Source organism: Vibrio sp. OPT18 (assembly GCF_015163615.1).
Lineage (GTDB): Bacteria > Pseudomonadota > Gammaproteobacteria > Enterobacterales > Vibrionaceae > Vibrio > Vibrio coralliirubri.
This window is the reverse complement of record NZ_JADDYK010000075.1, coordinates 203,651-219,295: the sequence shown is the minus strand read 5'-3', so window position 1 is coordinate 219,295 and position 15,645 is coordinate 203,651. Positions and strand designations below refer to the sequence as shown.

The 15,645-nt window shown below is 45.3% G+C and carries 12 protein-coding genes and 4 tRNA genes; 4 read left to right on the top strand and 12 right to left on the bottom strand.

Annotated elements, in window-relative coordinates:
* The 8 genes from IQQ51_RS20475 to uvrY all read right to left on the bottom strand — a co-directional run.
* A partial coding sequence (locus IQQ51_RS20475) for a pyridoxal phosphate-dependent class III aminotransferase (protein ID WP_228013060.1) occupies positions 1-2,386 on the bottom strand: 2,386 nt, incomplete at its 3' end.
* Between the two features lie 1,273 nt (positions 2,387-3,659).
* A tRNA-Gly gene (locus tag IQQ51_RS20470) sits at positions 3,660-3,735 on the bottom strand.
* 32 nt (positions 3,736-3,767) lie between these two features.
* Positions 3,768-3,854: transfer RNA gene (locus IQQ51_RS20465), tRNA-Leu, on the bottom strand.
* Between the two features lie 80 nt (positions 3,855-3,934).
* Positions 3,935-4,010, bottom strand: a tRNA-Gly gene (locus IQQ51_RS20460).
* A gap of 36 nt (positions 4,011-4,046) precedes the next feature.
* Positions 4,047-4,120: transfer RNA gene (locus tag IQQ51_RS20455), tRNA-Cys, on the bottom strand.
* A 266-nt stretch (positions 4,121-4,386) separates the two neighbouring features.
* Positions 4,387-4,944 carry a CDP-diacylglycerol--glycerol-3-phosphate 3-phosphatidyltransferase gene (gene pgsA, locus IQQ51_RS20450; RefSeq protein WP_017061490.1) on the bottom strand — a complete coding sequence of 186 codons (558 nt, stop codon included), beginning with the start codon at positions 4,942-4,944 and terminating at the stop codon, positions 4,387-4,389.
* A 46-nt stretch (positions 4,945-4,990) separates the two neighbouring features.
* Positions 4,991-6,823 carry an excinuclease ABC subunit UvrC gene (uvrC, locus tag IQQ51_RS20445; protein ID WP_193841970.1) on the bottom strand — a complete coding sequence of 611 codons (1,833 nt, stop codon included), beginning with the start codon at positions 6,821-6,823 and terminating at the stop codon, positions 4,991-4,993.
* Positions 6,824-6,838: 15 nt separating this feature from the next.
* A complete protein-coding gene (gene uvrY, locus IQQ51_RS20440; RefSeq protein ID WP_004729778.1) occupies positions 6,839-7,483 on the bottom strand; it encodes a UvrY/SirA/GacA family response regulator transcription factor in 645 nt (214 codons plus the stop codon).
* A 426-nt stretch (positions 7,484-7,909) separates the two neighbouring features.
* Here uvrY and IQQ51_RS20435 point away from each other — a divergent pair, with 426 nt between their 5' ends.
* The gene (locus IQQ51_RS20435) at positions 7,910-10,273 is read left to right on the top strand and encodes a DNA polymerase II (RefSeq protein WP_193841969.1); all 2,364 of its coding nucleotides are present in this window, start codon (positions 7,910-7,912) and stop codon (positions 10,271-10,273) included.
* Between the two features lie 92 nt (positions 10,274-10,365).
* On the opposite strand, the gene IQQ51_RS20430 is transcribed toward IQQ51_RS20435, so the two are convergent.
* Positions 10,366-11,133 carry a nucleotidyltransferase gene (locus tag IQQ51_RS20430; protein WP_050620851.1) on the bottom strand — a complete coding sequence of 256 codons (768 nt, stop codon included), beginning with the start codon at positions 11,131-11,133 and terminating at the stop codon, positions 10,366-10,368.
* A gap of 137 nt (positions 11,134-11,270) precedes the next feature.
* Here IQQ51_RS20430 and yeiP point away from each other — a divergent pair, with 137 nt between their 5' ends.
* The 3 genes from yeiP (at position 11,271) to IQQ51_RS20415 (ending at position 12,810) form a co-directional block, all read left to right on the top strand.
* Positions 11,271-11,840, top strand: a complete 570-nt coding sequence (yeiP, locus tag IQQ51_RS20425) for an elongation factor P-like protein YeiP (RefSeq protein ID WP_050651475.1) — start codon at positions 11,271-11,273, stop codon at positions 11,838-11,840.
* A 10-nt stretch (positions 11,841-11,850) separates the two neighbouring features.
* Positions 11,851-12,180, top strand: a complete 330-nt coding sequence (locus IQQ51_RS20420) for an HI1450 family dsDNA-mimic protein (protein ID WP_004741258.1) — start codon at positions 11,851-11,853, stop codon at positions 12,178-12,180.
* Positions 12,181-12,327: 147 nt separating this feature from the next.
* Positions 12,328-12,810 (top strand): RNA methyltransferase, encoded by a 483-nt coding sequence (locus IQQ51_RS20415; RefSeq protein WP_017061495.1) that lies wholly within the window; start codon positions 12,328-12,330, stop codon positions 12,808-12,810.
* A 213-nt stretch (positions 12,811-13,023) separates the two neighbouring features.
* Here the strand turns inward: IQQ51_RS20415 and rluB are convergent, their stop codons facing one another.
* The 3 genes from rluB to rnm all read right to left on the bottom strand — a co-directional run.
* Positions 13,024-14,058: a 23S rRNA pseudouridine(2605) synthase RluB gene (gene rluB / locus IQQ51_RS20410; protein ID WP_017055112.1), complete on the bottom strand. Its 1,035-nt coding sequence runs from the start codon at positions 14,056-14,058 to the stop codon at positions 13,024-13,026.
* A gap of 159 nt (positions 14,059-14,217) precedes the next feature.
* Positions 14,218-14,838 carry an L-threonylcarbamoyladenylate synthase gene (locus IQQ51_RS20405; RefSeq protein WP_009848751.1) on the bottom strand — a complete coding sequence of 207 codons (621 nt, stop codon included), beginning with the start codon at positions 14,836-14,838 and terminating at the stop codon, positions 14,218-14,220.
* 62 nt (positions 14,839-14,900) lie between these two features.
* On the bottom strand, positions 14,901-15,645 hold a 745-nt coding region (rnm, locus tag IQQ51_RS20400; RefSeq protein ID WP_228013054.1), incomplete at its 5' end, for an RNase RNM.

The following is a 15,645-nucleotide window of genomic DNA, read 5'->3' as shown; positions in this document are numbered from 1 at the left end:
CGCTGACAGAGTCCGCTTTCTCGATGCCTTTCAGACGAGCTTTATGGCTACTTAAGATAAGCGCGCCACCGTAAGCACTGTCGACATGGAACCAAAGATCTTGTTGGTTTGCGATGTCAGCAATCGCCTCAAGGTCATCAATAGCACCGTGATCGGTCGTACCCGCCGTACCGACAACAGCAAAAGGAATCAACCCTTGTGCTTTCAGCGCTTTCACTTCTGCATCTAACAAATCAGGCTTGATAGTGCCGTTTGCATTGGTGTCAACACAGCACACTGCCGCTTCGCCTAGCCCTAGTAGAGAGGCTGACTTTTGAACCGTAAAGTGAGATTTCTTTGAACATAAGATACGCAACTTGCTCGCGTATTCTGGTAAGCCAAGCTTTTGGATAGAATGACCATTGTGCTTATCCGCAACCCAGTCTCTCGCAAGCAATAAACCCATTAAGTTACTTTGCGTGCCGCCGCTTGTGAAAACACCGTCAGCTTGTGCGCCAAGTTGGTATTTGTCGCACATCCAATCCACCACACGCTGCTCAACATAAGTCGCAGCCGATGCTTGGTCCCATGAATCCATTGATTGATTCAACGCCGCGATAATCGATTCCGCAGCAACAGAAGCCATAAGAGGAGGCGTGTGAAGGTGTGCAATACAATCTGGGTGTTGCACGAAGATGGAGTTTGCAGCGACAAGGTCTGCAGTGCTATCTACAACATCAACCAAAGCGTGTTGATTGTTATCAAGGTCGACAGCATTGATGGCTGCTTCTAGCACTTTTGGTTCTAAACCCGAATAAGGGGTTTCAACCTGTTCAAAAACCGTTTTCATCGCTTGAGTGGTTTGGTTCATCACGCTAGCAAATTCGTCGCTACCGCCTAAACCTGTCTGGATGAAATGCTTGTTCCATTCTTGGTTTGCTTGTTCGCTTGACGCTGGGTCTTGTTGTAGACCACCACCAACTGCGATGATCGCTTCTTCCATGACGCGCAATGCAAAGTCGATCTGCTCAAAAGAGATAATCATTGGTGGAAGGAAGCGAATAACCGAACCATCACGGCCGCCCTTTTCGACCATCAAGCCGCGCTCTAGTGCTGCTCGTTGAATCGCTAGAGTTAGCTCGCCGTCGGATTGTGGTTCGCCAAACTTGTTAAGCTCACCATTTGGTTGCTTGATCTCAGCGCCAAGCATCAAACCTTTACCGCGAACTTCAGCAATACAGCTCACACGAGATTGAATCTTCTCAAGCCCATGACGTAAGTATTGGCCTGCGATGTTCGTGTGCTCAACCAAACCATCACGCTCGATGATTTCCAATGCCTTAGCGCCAGACACCATTGCTAATTGGTTACCACGGAATGTACCGGTGTGCTCACCCGCTTTCCATGTATCGATGCTCTTATCGAACACAAGCAGCGACATAGGCAGTCCGCCACCAATCGCTTTAGACAAGCATAAGATATCTGGATTAACGCCTGACTCTTCAAACGCAAATCGATGACCCGTTTTACCCACACCACACTGAATCTCATCAAAAATCAGTAGGATGCCGTGCTCGTCACAGATACGACGTAGGCCTTGTAACCAAGATGCCGGAGCAGGAATCACACCGCCCTCACCTTGCACAGGTTCAACGATCATCGCCGCTGGTTTCATGATGCCAGATTCGTCGTCGTTCAACATACGCTCGATGTAACGAATACTCGCGTTGGCACCCGCTTCACCGCCAATGCCAAACGGGCAGCGTAGGTTGTATGGGAAAGGCATGAAATGTACGTCAGACATCAAGCCGCTACGACGCTCTTTAGTGCCGAGGTTACCCATCATGCCCATGGTGCCGTTCGTCATACCATGGTAAGCACCACGGAAAGCAAACATGGTATTGCGACCTGTGGTTTGCTTAGCGAGCTTGATCGCCGCTTCCACAGCGTCAGCGCCAGATGGGCCACAGAATTGAAGAACCGAGTTATTTGAAAAGTCTTGAGGAAGAAAAGCTTTAACTCGCTTGATAAACGTCTCTTTTGCTTGAGTCGTGATATCAAGTGTTTGGTATGGCAAACCAGAATCGAGCTGGTCTTTCAGTGCTTGGTTAATCTCAGGGTGGTTGTAACCCAGAGAAAGTGTACCTGCACCGGCTAAGCAATCGAGAAAGAGTTGGCCACGAGTATCTTCAACTAAAGCGCCACATGCTCGTTTAATAGCAATAGGCAGGCGTCTTGGGTAAGAGCGAACATCCGACTCATGCTGTTCTTGCTCTAGCAAAATAGCGTCAGGTGTTAGGTCGTACGTTCCCTCTAAGATAGGAACCATAGTTGAAAATGAATTTGCGATAGTATTGATATCGACTTCAAAGGCGGTAGTCATAAAAGTCCCCTTGAATGTGTTCATACTCACCTCCATCAGACGCAATTACCCACCAACTCTCGTTAAATTTGGAGAGAGTTCATAGTGAAGTACACGTATTGTCTAGAAATGAGATATAGCTGTACGCTCGCATAAGTCAAATGACGGATACGAAATTAAGCCGTCTTAAGACAGCGATAAATTGTTAGCGTGAGCTCAAGGTTCAGTAATGCTACTGTTTTGAAGAATTGGACATTTTTGCAGGATCGGGCAGCTATGAGGAGCTGGTCCCTTTGGAAATGCAGAGCTGATTAGCAATGTTGTAATTAGTGTGTTCAATGTTGGGTTTCCCATTAACATGGCGAACTGCGCCATAAGTATCCCGTCTATCAGCTAAAGGACTAGCCAATACCTACCCTACGTAATGTCCCAATCAGCAAGAATGGTCACTACGCGTATCCCCCAGAAGCAATCGTTGCTCTTCTTGAACATTGTTCATTCCGAGATTGCGCGGGAAAGTAACATAAAGTGAAATGAACGACCAATAGTTTTTAATAATAGCTTGATAAATAGCAGCGGTGGCTAAGCAATTGCTGCAAATATCGTCAACACTATCGTTTGGGAAAGAGATCCCCGGTTCGCTCGTTCCTCATGCCCGAGGATAATGACGTGGGGTTATAAACGTTGCTAGAGAAGCTTTTAGGTCATGGCGTCACTCCCTAGAGCGAGGTATGAATTCATAGAGAACCCCTTACAACATGTCATTGTATTGCTTTATTCAAGAAACTATCTGATGCAATAGATTAAACTGAAGTTAATCAGCAAGCGGCAAGAGATCCCCGGTTCGCTCGTTCCTCACGCCCGAGGATGACGACGTGGGATTATAAACGTTGCTAGAGAAGCTTTGAGGTCAGGCGTCACTCCCTAGAGCGAGGAATGAGTTCATAGGAAATCTCGCACTGAAACCAACAAAGTTCATTACATAGACAAAGGATTGGAAAGTTAATCACCTGTCCGCGTTTGCGTCATTCCCTAGTACGAGGAACGAGTTCATAGGGAATCTCACACTGAAACCAAGAAAAGTTCACTACACAGATAAAGGAATCGAAAGTTAATCACCTGTCCGCGTCTACGTCATTCCCTAGCACGAGGAACGAGTTCATAGGGAATCTCGCTTTTAAAAACGAACTTGATTTCGAAATTTTGAGGCAAATAGAAATGAATTTTTAGCGCGGATTCGAACAAGAAGAGTACTTACCCGTAAAGCTAAACGCCAGAAACCAAAAAGCCCGAACATTTCTGTTCGGGCTTTTTAATTTGGAGCGATACATCGGGTTCGAACCGATGACCTCAACCTTGGCAAGGTTGCGCTCTACCAACTGAGCTAGTATCGCATTTGCTTTATCGAGATAAAGACTTTAATAGATGGTGCCCCGGGCCGGACTTGAACCGGCACAGCGCGAACGCCGAGGGATTTTAAATCCCTTGTGTCTACCAATTCCACCACCAGGGCACGCAATTCTTTATTGCGATGCCGATTACTGAAAAGTAAAACACCATCTTAATGCTGACGCCAATCAACATTACAAAATTTGGAGCGATACATCGGGTTCGAACCGATGACCTCAACCTTGGCAAGGTTGCGCTCTACCAACTGAGCTAGTATCGCATTTTCATTCAAACTCTTTCTAGAAGAAAGAGAGAATGGAGGCGCCTCCCGGAGTCGAACCGAGGTCCACGGATTTGCAATCCGCTGCATAGCCACTCTGCCAAGGCGCCTTAGTAACTCCAATCGAATCGCTCATTGCCATCCTCTTGGGTACGGGATGCATTCTACGGATTCAGACGATTGAGTCAATATTATTTTTGTATTTTTAATTCGTTTGAATAGATTTCATACGAAACAGGCCAAATAGCTGACTTTATGTTCAAAACACACTGTGAGCGGGTTATTCAAAGGAGATCTATATCACATTAGATATCCACTATTGATAACTTAACCTTAGGTTAAAGATCAAAAAAGCGAGCCTCAGCTCGCTTCTTCATCAATGATGTTTTTCGTCTAACAAATCGTCTTTGGCGGCCATCAAGTATTGTGCCATTGACCAGTAAGTAAGTACGGTTGCGACATAGAGCGCAATGTATCCGACCCATACCATCCAATCGTCATAGCGCCAGATAAGTACCCAAAGGGCGAACATCTGAGAAACCGTTTTTACTTTACCAACCCAAGATACCGCAACACTTGCACGTTTACCGATTTCAGCCATCCATTCACGAAGCGCTGAAATGATGATCTCACGAGCAATCATAGTCACGGCTGGGATAGTTATCCAAATCGAGTGGTAATGCTCAGTAATCAGGATAAGAGCCGTAGCAACCAACACTTTGTCAGCCACAGGGTCAATGAAGGCACCGAAGCGAGACGTTTGCCCTAACTTACGAGCTAGCATGCCATCTAGCCAGTCAGTGAAACCTGCTACCCAAAACACCATCGCAGCAGCGAAAGGAGCCCATTGATAAGGTAGATAGAAAACGACAACGAATACTGGGATCAAAAATAGTCTCAGTAAGGACAAAATGTTAGGTATATTCAAACGCATATTATTGGGCTCTTATTAATTGCGCTTTAATGGTGCGGGATTTTTACTATTGTTTCAATGCTTGATAAATGTTTTCTGCCAAAGAATGACTAATGCCCGGCACTTTGGCTATTTCTTCGACAGTTGCACGCTTAAGTTCTTGTAAGCCACCCATATATTTCAGCAAAGCTTGACGACGTTTAGGCCCTACCCCTTCAATTCCTTCCAAAGCGCTGGTTCTACGCGTTTTACCACGTTTCGCCCTGTGCCCTGCAATCGCATGATTATGGCTCTCATCACGAATGTGTTGGATAAGGTGCAGTGCTGGCGCATCGCTAGGTAAATTAAACTCTTCACCTTCAAGGGTTACCAAAGTTTCTAAACCCGGTTTACGCGTTACCCCTTTCGCAATACCCATCATTCTTGGCCTAAACGGCCAATCTCCCCAATATTTAGAAATGATCTCATGAGCGCGGTTTAGCTGACCTTTACCACCATCGATAAAGATGATGTCGGGGATCTTGTCGACATCGAGTTGCTTCGAATAACGTCTCTCAAGCGCCTGAGCCATCGCAGCGTAATCATCACCACCTGTAATGCCGGTGATGTTGTAACGACGGTACTCTGGTTTAACCGGGCCTTCTTGATTAAATACCACACACGACGCAATCGTGCTTTCACCCATGGTATGACTGATATCGAAACATTCCATGCGCTTGATAGCATCCATCGACAACACTTCTTGAAGCTCTTTGAAGCGCTGATTAATTGTCATCTTGTGATTAATCTTGGTAGTAATAGCCGTCAATGCATTAGTATTCGACAATTTAAGGTAACGACCTCGAGTACCAGAGGGGTTGGTATTGAAGTGAATCTTACGACCCGCCACTTCACACAAGGCTTCTTGAATCGGTGTGACATCTTCCATCAAATCGGCATTGAGAATCAAACGAGTTGGGATGGTTCTCGCTTCATTATGCGCAAGATAGTATTGGCTTAAAAAGCTCGAGAAGACCTCTTCTCGCACCGTATTGTTTGGAATTTTTGGGAAATGACTTCTGCTGCCTAAAACCTTGCCTTGGCGAATCATCAAGATATGAATACACGCTACGCCATTCTCTTGAGCAAAGCCCAACACATCCATATCTTCCATTGAATCGTCAGATACATACTGTTGTTCTTGCACACGTCGAATCGCTTGGATTTGGTCACGGAAAGCGGCAGCTTGTTCAAAACGAAGCTCTCGGCTTGCTGTGTCCATCTTCTCGATGAGCGTCTCTAGCACCAACTTATCTTTCCCTTGCAGAAATAGACGAACGTAGTCGATAAGTTCACTGTACTCTTCATCAGAGATGATTGAGCTGACACAAGGCGCGGCACAACGACCAATCTGATACATCAAACACGGGCGCGTTCTGTTGGCATAAACGGTATCTTCACACTGGCGGGCAGGGAAAATCTTTTGGATTAGGTGTAGCGTCTCACGCACAGCGCCGGAATCAGGGTAAGGACCAAAATATTCGCCCTTTTTCTTCTTAGCACCACGGTGCATCGACAAACGAGGATGCTTGTGACCGCTAATAAAAATATAAGGGTACGACTTATCATCACGCAAAAGTACGTTGTATTTAGGCAAGTACTGCTTGATGTAGTTGTGCTCAAGAATGAGCGCTTCTGTTTCCGTGTGCGTTACAGTGACATCAATCTTGTCAATATTACTGACTAGAGCGCGTGTTTTTTCACTATCGACTTTTTTACGGAAATAACTGGAAAGGCGTTTTTTGAGGTTCTTAGCTTTACCGACGTAAATAACGACAGCCTCGGCGTTATACATTCGATAAACGCCGGGCTGCTCTGTTACTGTCTTGAGGAATGAGACTGAGTCAAACAAGTTGGTCACTATACGATCTCAGTGTTAAAGGGTCTCAGTGTCTAACATTCCATGTCTAATCGCTAAATGCGTCAGCTCTACATCGCCACTGATATCCAGCTTACTGAACAAGCGGTATCGGTAACTGTTGACTGTTTTAGGACTTAGATTGAGTTGTTCTGAAATATCCGTCACTTTCTGACCTTTAGTAATCATCATCATGATTTGAAGTTCACGTTCAGATAAGTCTGCGAATGGATTTTCAGACGCAGGCGAGAATTGGCTCAAAGCCATCTGCTGCGCAATTTCTGGTGAAATGTATCGTTGGCCACTATTAACCACTCGAATTGCATTTACCATTTCATCCGGACCTGCCCCTTTAGTAAGGTAACCAGCAGCTCCAGCTTGCATCACTTTAGTTGGAAACGGATTTTCCGTATGAACAGTTAAAACGATGATTTTAACATCAGGGTTGAAACGCAAGATCTTCTTGGTTGCTTCTAAGCCACCAATACCAGGCATATTCATATCCATCAAAATAACGTCAGTATTGTTAGTACGACACCATTTTGCAGCATCTTCACCGCTTTCAGCTTCCCCTGCTACGTTCATTCCACGGACGTCTTCAATAATACGTCGTATCCCTGTGCGAACCAGCTCGTGATCATCTACAAGGAAAACATTTATCAAACTTGTATCTCCACACTATTAATTGGCTCTGCAACCACTGTGTCGTTTCATCTATTTGAAACAATTGAACAAAGGAACAGTGGATCGCAGCATTGAGTACATCTTAACTTAATTACTAAAAAAAAGCTCTGTTGAATATGTGCTGAAACACGAACTTTAGCAAGTACTTATTAACAAATAAGCTAACTAAAACAACACGCTTTTTCTAAAAATCAACCAGTTAAAACAACACCCAATAAAATTACATAAGATAGAGATATTTTCAATACCATTGAATAACCATTCGTGACAATTTCACTTATTTGCTTATAGAGTCCCGTTATTCGCCTCTACTAACTAGAATTTAGTTAGTATTTGTACTGCCTATTGTGCGCTGAGGGTCGCTAGATGGTAGTATTCGATTCCCCATTTCAATAGGTTACTACATTGGATATTCAGCAAGGCTTTGTACTCACAAGACAAGCAAGAGATTTTTCAGGGCGCACGCAAATCGACTTGTGGTTAAGCACCCCTCAAGGCCCTACTCTGCTGACAATTCAAAATGAAAAACCGGTATTTTTTGTTGCTCAATCTGACGTTGAAGCATGCCACGCAATCGCAGCGAAAGAATCGATCGATTGCCAATTTAAGCCTCTAGAATTAGCCACATTCGAGCAAACACCTCTCGCCGCGTGTTACACCTCACTGTCGAGAAGTAGCTTTGGTTTAGCGCAAGCCTTTCACAACGAAGAAATCCAAACCTTTGAAAGCGACATTCGACTCGCCGATCGATTCTTGATGGAACGTTTTATCAAGGGAAGTATTGAGTTCACTGGGTCTGCTACGCAAAAAAATCAGCATCGTCGAGTCTCAAACGCAAAATGCCGAGCAGGTGATTACTTACCCAGCTTATCTGTGGTCTCGCTTGATATTGAGTGTTCGGAAAAAGGCGTGCTTTATTCAATTGGCCTAGACAGCCCGATGGACAGCCGAGTGATCATGGTCGGCGAAGCACAACAAGCTGAAACCAATATCCAATGGGTTGCCAACGAGAAAGCGCTACTTGAAGCCATGATAGCTTGGTTCTCTGAATTTGACCCTGACATCATCATTGGTTGGAACGTTATCGACTTCGATTTTAGGCTGCTGCACAAACGTTCAGAATGGAACGAAGTGAAGCTCAACATCGGCAGAGACAACCAACCGAGCTTTTTCCGCAGTTCTGCTCAAAATCAGCAAGGTTTTATCACAATCCCCGGCCGCGTTGTCTTGGATGGTATTGATATGCTCAAGACAGCGACCTACCACTTCCGTTCTTGGTCGCTTGAGTCGGTATCGCAAGAACTGCTTGGTGAAGGTAAAGACATCCATAACGTTCACGACCGTATGGATGAGATAAACCGAATGTTTAAGTTCGATAAACCTTCACTCGCCAAGTACAACCTTCAAGACTGCGTGCTAGTAAATCGTATCTTCGAGCACACTCACCTACTCGACTTCGCGATTGAGCGCTCTCGATTAACCGGTGTTGAGCTGGATCGCGTTGGTGGCTCTGTTGCGGCCTTTACTAACTTATATCTGCCTCAAATCCACAGAGCGGGTTATGTCGCACCGAACTTAGAGCCAGAGAACTGGATTGCGAGCCCCGGTGGTTATGTGATGGATTCAATTCCCAATCTGTACGACTCAGTTTTAGTACTCGATTTTAAGAGCCTGTATCCATCGATTATTCGTTCGTTTCTGATCGACCCTATGGGACTTATTGAAGGGTTGAAGCTTGAACTTGGCCCAGCAGAAGACCAAGCCGTTGATGGCTTTCGAGGTGGTCAATTCCACCGTTCTAAACACTTCTTGCCCGAGATGATCGAAAACCTTTGGGCTGCACGTGATGTGGCGAAGAAGAACAACGAGAAAGCGTTCTCTCAGGCGATTAAGATCATCATGAACTCGTTTTATGGTGTGTTAGGTTCATCTGGTTGTCGCTTCTTTGATACTCGCCTAGCCTCATCGATCACCATGCGTGGGCATGAAATCATGAAGCAAACCAAAGTGCTTATCGAGGACAAAGGCTATCAAGTGATTTACGGCGATACCGATTCAACTTTCGTATCTCTGAACGGCAGTTATGATCAGCAAAAAGCAGACGAGATAGGGAATGAACTGGTCGCTTACATCAACGATTGGTGGACGAATCACTTAAAAGAGACCCATAACCTAACCTCAATACTCGAACTGGAATACGAGACTCACTATCGCAAGTTTCTAATGCCAACGATTAGAGGTTCAGAAACCGGCTCGAAGAAACGTTATGCCGGATTAATCACTCAAGGCGATAAAGAGAAGATCATCTTTAAAGGGCTTGAGAGTGCACGCACCGATTGGACACCACTCGCCCAGCAATTCCAACAAACCTTGTATGAGATGGTGTTTCACGATCAAGATCCAACCGACTACGTCAGACAGTTTGTCGATGAAACCTCTGCTGGCAAGCATGATGATTTGTTGGTGTATCAAAAGCGTTTACGCCGCAAATTACACGAATACCAAAAGAACATTCCGCCGCAGGTTCGCGCAGCTCGAATGGCCGACGAGATCAATGCTCAGTTAGGACGCCCTCTTCAATACCAAAACAAAGGACGGATTGAGTATTTGATTACTCTGAGTGGCCCTGAGCCCAAAGATTATTTAAAGAGTGGTATCGATTATCAGCACTATATCGACAAGCAGATTAAACCGGTCGCAGAGGCAATCCTACCCTTCATCGGTTTAGATTTTGAAAGAGTCAGTGGACAACAGTTGGGTCTGTTCTAGCACCATTTTAATATGCCCTTAAAACGAAAAAAGCAGAGACATGCTCTTCAGCACGCTCTGCTTTTTTGCATCAATTGGTCGGTTATAAATCTCTATCCGATTCTGAACTCGGTTTTCTGATACTGCTTAATCAACCACTCACCAAAGCCATCAAGAATACCGATCACCGAACGTTTAGGGATTGGTCTACCAGAAAGCAAAATGCCCAACCTTTGGATTTCGACTTCTCGATCTGGATGATACTTCAAGAACTGTTGTCCACATTCGACAGGATCATCGTACCAATATTTATCGCGGTACATCACCAGTGAGTAACTCGCTCTTAGCAGCTTCTTGGCAATAATCACCTGCGCAGCGACTTGTTGTTCTGGCGTTGTCGCTCGTGCGATCTTGTTGCGATACACCGCCAACCAGTTTTCAGCATCCATATTCCAGTGCTTAGCGATTTCCCAACTTGTTTCAAAATCACCATAGCAGTCTGATAAGTCTTCACCATGCACACACACGGCTAAATGCTTGAGCATAAAACCCCAAGTGAAGATATTGTCGAAATCGACTATCTCACTCACTAAGGTGGTTTTGATCGCAACTTGAGTGACCTGCGGGAAGCTCTTTTGGAAACGCCATTTGATGGTGTTCAACAAAGTGGTTCGTTGGTCAGGAAACGGTCGATGGGTCACCACAACCACATCTAGATTGGAGCGACCCACGACGGCTTGCTTACGTGCCACACTGCCATAAATATAAATACTGTGCAGATTAGAGCCTAATCCACCTTTTAGAAAGGTAATCAGATCGTTAACCACAGGTTGAAATTCAGGTTGAAAAGGCTGTGTTGGGTCAATAACAGGTAGCTGCATAGGTCGTTTCGGTAAATAAAATAATGATTTAACTATAACTCTATGATCGCCTAGGTGACTTTATGATTCAAGCTATTCCTATTTATAGCATCTCCGAGATATAATCAGCGGATAGACCCACTAAGGACAAACACAAAATGCCTAGAGCAAGTGAAATTAAAAAAGGTTTTGCGATCGACGTTGATGGTAAAACAGTACTAGTTAAAGATATCGAAGTAACAACACCAGGTGGCCGTGGCGGTCAAAAGATTTACCGTTTCCGTGGTAGCGATGTAGCAACTGGCGTTAAAACTGAAGTTCGCCACAAGGCTGACGAAATCGTTGAAACTATCGACGTAACTAAGCGTGCAGTAATGTTCTCTTACGTTGACGGCAACGAGTACATCTTCATGGATAACGAAGATTACACACAATTCATCTTCAACGGTGAAACAATCGAAGACGAACTACTGTTCATCAACGAAGAAACTCAAGGCATGTACGCGATTCTTATCGACGGCAATGCAGCAACGCTTGAGCTTCCAACTTCAGTTGAGCTTGTTATCGAAGAAACTGACCCTTCAATCAAAGGTGCATCAGCGTCTGCTCGTACTAAGCCAGCTCGTCTGTCTACAGGCCTTACTGTTCAAGTTCCTGAGTACATCGCAACTGGCGACAAAGTTGTTGTGAACACAGCTGAACGTAAATACATGAACCGCGCAAGCTAAGATACTTATTATGACCGAAGCTAACGACCTAATGTCTTACGACGATGCAATTGATACTGCATACGACATCTTTCTAGAGATGGCACCTGACAATCTTGAACCTGCAGACGTGATTCTATTCACAGCTCAGTTTGAAGATCGTGGCGCTGCAGAACTTGTTGAAACTGGCGATGATTGGGTTGAACATGTTGGCTTTGAAGTCGACAAAGAAATCTACGCTGAAGTGCGCATTGGTCTTGTGAATGAAGCTGATGACGTTCTAGACGACGTATTTGCTCGCATGCTAATCAGCCGTGACCCAGAACATAAGTTCTGTCACATGCTGTGGAAACGCGACTAATACCGCTGTTGACGCTCATCTGCATGAGTAAACAAGTATTCATGTAAGCGAGTTAAAAGTTAGCCGAGCCGATTGCTCGGCTATTTTTATCACGCCATTTCTCATCATGATTACTCACTTTCATCATCAACTTTAGATTCACTGATTATGACCAAAGCAAAAACAGACACACAATCAAAAGGCTATGCCTGTATTGGCCTAGTTAACCCAAAGACGCCTGAAAACGTAGGCTCTGTGATGCGAGCTGCTGGCTGCTACGGCGCCAACTCTGTGTTTTACACTGGCACACGCTACGACCATGCACGAAAATTCCATACCGACACCAAAGAAAAGCACTTAGCCCTGCCTTTGATTGGTGTTGAAGAGCTGAAAGATATTATTCCAGTAGGCTGCGTACCGGTTGCTGTTGATCTGATTGAAGGTGCTAAGCCTCTACCTGATTACAAGCACCCACCACGTGCGTTTTACATTTTTGGCCCTGAAGATGGCACGCTAAAGAAAGAGATCACAGATTTCTGCCGTGAGACGATTTACGTTCCGACCAACGGCTGCATGAATCTAGCGGCATCAGTGAATGTTGTGCTTTACGACCGATTGGCGAAAGGCGATAACTTCTCGAATCATAAGTAAATAGACCGAGATACGAAAAGATTTATAGATGCGCGTAAACGAGATAAGAGATGCGAAGAGCATGCTTACTGTCGATTATGGCAGTATGTTTTCGATACTCGGTTACTCGCATCTTCTCCTTCTTCTAGACGTAAAAAAACCTGCTCAATGAGCAGGTTTTTTAGTATTCGGTGCTTTCAGCTAATGAAGCTTTACGCGCAAGAACTTACGTAATTACTGACGTGTTCTTGGCTTAGCTGGTTTAGCCGGACGACCGTTGTTCAGTTTAGGCTTACTTTTGTTAGCCTGAGGCTTGCCTTTGTTTGCAGCTGGAGCGCTACGACCTGAATCAGGTGTTGTAGTACCACGAGTTGCAGGCTTCTTACGCTTAGTTTGGTTGCTACGGCCTTTTGGCGCGTTTGCACGCTCTTCGTGACGCTTAACAGCACGACGAATTTTTTGGCTACGAGAACGCTCACGCTTACGAGAAGTGTTTGAAGGATCAAGATCCAACAGTGTCTCTTTCTCAGGCTTAAGTTCAACAAGCTCACGCAAGTAGTTAACTTCTTGAAGATCTAGCTCTTTCCAACCACCACGAGGCAGTTTCTTATCAAGGTAGATATCACCGTAACGTACACGTTTCAGGCGGCTTACTGTTGTTTCTTGAGATTCCCAAAGACGACGAACCTCACGGTTACGACCTTCGTTAATCGCTACGTAGAAAGTATGGTTCATACCTTCACCACCAGCGTAAACCACATCTTCAAAACGAGCCATGCCGTCTTCTAGTTGTACGCCACGAGTAACGTTTTTAACTTTTTGCTCAGTCACTTCACCGAATACACGTACTAGGTACTCACGCTCAACCTGACGGCTTGGGTGCATTAGACGGTTTGCAAGCTCACCATCAGTAGTGAAAAGCAAAAGACCCGATGTGTTTGCATCAAGACGACCAACTGAAATCCAACGAGAACCACGGATCTTAGGTAGACGATCGAAAACAGTGCGGCGGCCTTCAGGATCGTGACGAGTACAAAGCTCACCTTCAGGTTTGTAGTAAGCAAGTACACGACAAACCACTTCTTCAGAAGCCTTGCCTGAAACAGTATGGCCATCGATACGGATCACTGAGTTCTCGTCTTCAAGACGCTCGCCCAGTTTCGCAACTTGACCGTTAACACTTACACGACCAGATTTGATTAAACCTTCTAGTTCACGACGAGAACCGTGACCAGCTCGCGCTAAAACCTTCTGTAATTTTTCGCTCATTTACTCTTTTCTACCTAATTGTCGTCTTCACAGACGTCGAATGAATTTTTCGCGACCAAATCGCGGTCGCGTATTATCGCAAATAACCTGCCAAAAAGCACTTGTTATTTACTGTGGCAGGTTTGCTGTATCGTTACAGACTGTTAATCAGTAAAGCGATTATTCAAACGGCGCAGGATCGCCCGCACCACGACGTAGAACCACGGCATCATCGTCACTGAAGTCAATAACCGTCGTCGGTTGCTCACCTAAGTAACCGCCATTCAAAATGACATCAACCGCATGTTCTAGGCTGTCACGAATTTCTTCTGGATCCGACTCCGTAGTCTCGTTACCCGGCAGAATCAAAGACGTCGACATCAATGGTTCACCCATAGCTTCCAACAGGTCGAGTGCAATCTTGTTGTCTGGGACACGAATACCAATCGTTTTACGCTTGGCGTTCATCAAACGCTTTGGCACTTCTTTGGTTGCTTTAAAGATAAACGTGTAAGCACCTGGTGTATGTGCTTTCAGTAGACGGAAAGCCACGTTATCGACGCGTGCATACAGTGATAATTCAGAAAGATCACGACATAACAACGTGAAGTTATGCTTGTCATCGATGCGACGAATTTTACAGATACGTTCAAGTGCTTGTTTGTTTTCAAGCTGACAGCCCAGCGCATAACCGGAATCTGTTGGATAAACCACAACGCCGCCATTGCGAATAATCGCAACTGCTTGAGTAATTAAGCGTGCTTGTGGGTTATCTGGGTGTACATAAAAAAACTGGCTCATTGTTGATCCTCGTTATCGAATCTCTCGACTCTATCATCAGAAGGAGCAGGCTCACCTAAAGACTATTCAGATGGTGAAACCGTTTGAAACTCCCAATCTTTCCATACTTCTTCGACCCCAGAAGGTAGCCAGAGATTACGTCCAAGTTCCATCCACGGAGATGGGTAATGGAAATCACTGCCTTGGGAGGCTAATAGTTTGTATTGTATAGCATAATCCGCGAGTGTGCGTCTTTCTTGTTGCGCTTGCTGAGGTTGAGCAACTTCCATCGCATCCCCTTTCGCTTCAACAAATGCCGCTAGCAGGCGCTTAACCCACTTGGCTGTAAGTCCATATCGCCCAGGGTGAGCGAGTACGGCTTGACCACCAGCAGCATGAATGGCCGTGACAGCATCACTCATTGAGCACCACGTCGGCGGCACATAACCTGGGTTATTGCGAGTAAGAAACTTTTTAAACACCTGCTGCATGGTTTTTGCGTAGCCGTTGTCGACTAACCACTTAGCAAAGTGAGCGCGAGTAATAGGCGCATCACCCGCAATCAATTTAACTTCTTCTAGCACCCCTTCACGAGTCGCTTTCTCAAGACGGTGAGCAATCATCTCTGCGCGCCCAATACGGTGTTGCTTCTGTTGTTCAATGAGCGCTTTGAGTTCTGGTGACTCAGGATCAACGTTTAACCCAACAATATGGATATCTTTGTTTTGCCAAACAGTCGAAATCTCAATGCCGTTGATCAACTGAATCGGAAGGTTGTTATCCGCAATGTAGCTGCGTGCTTCAGCAAGCCCATCAGTCGTATCATGA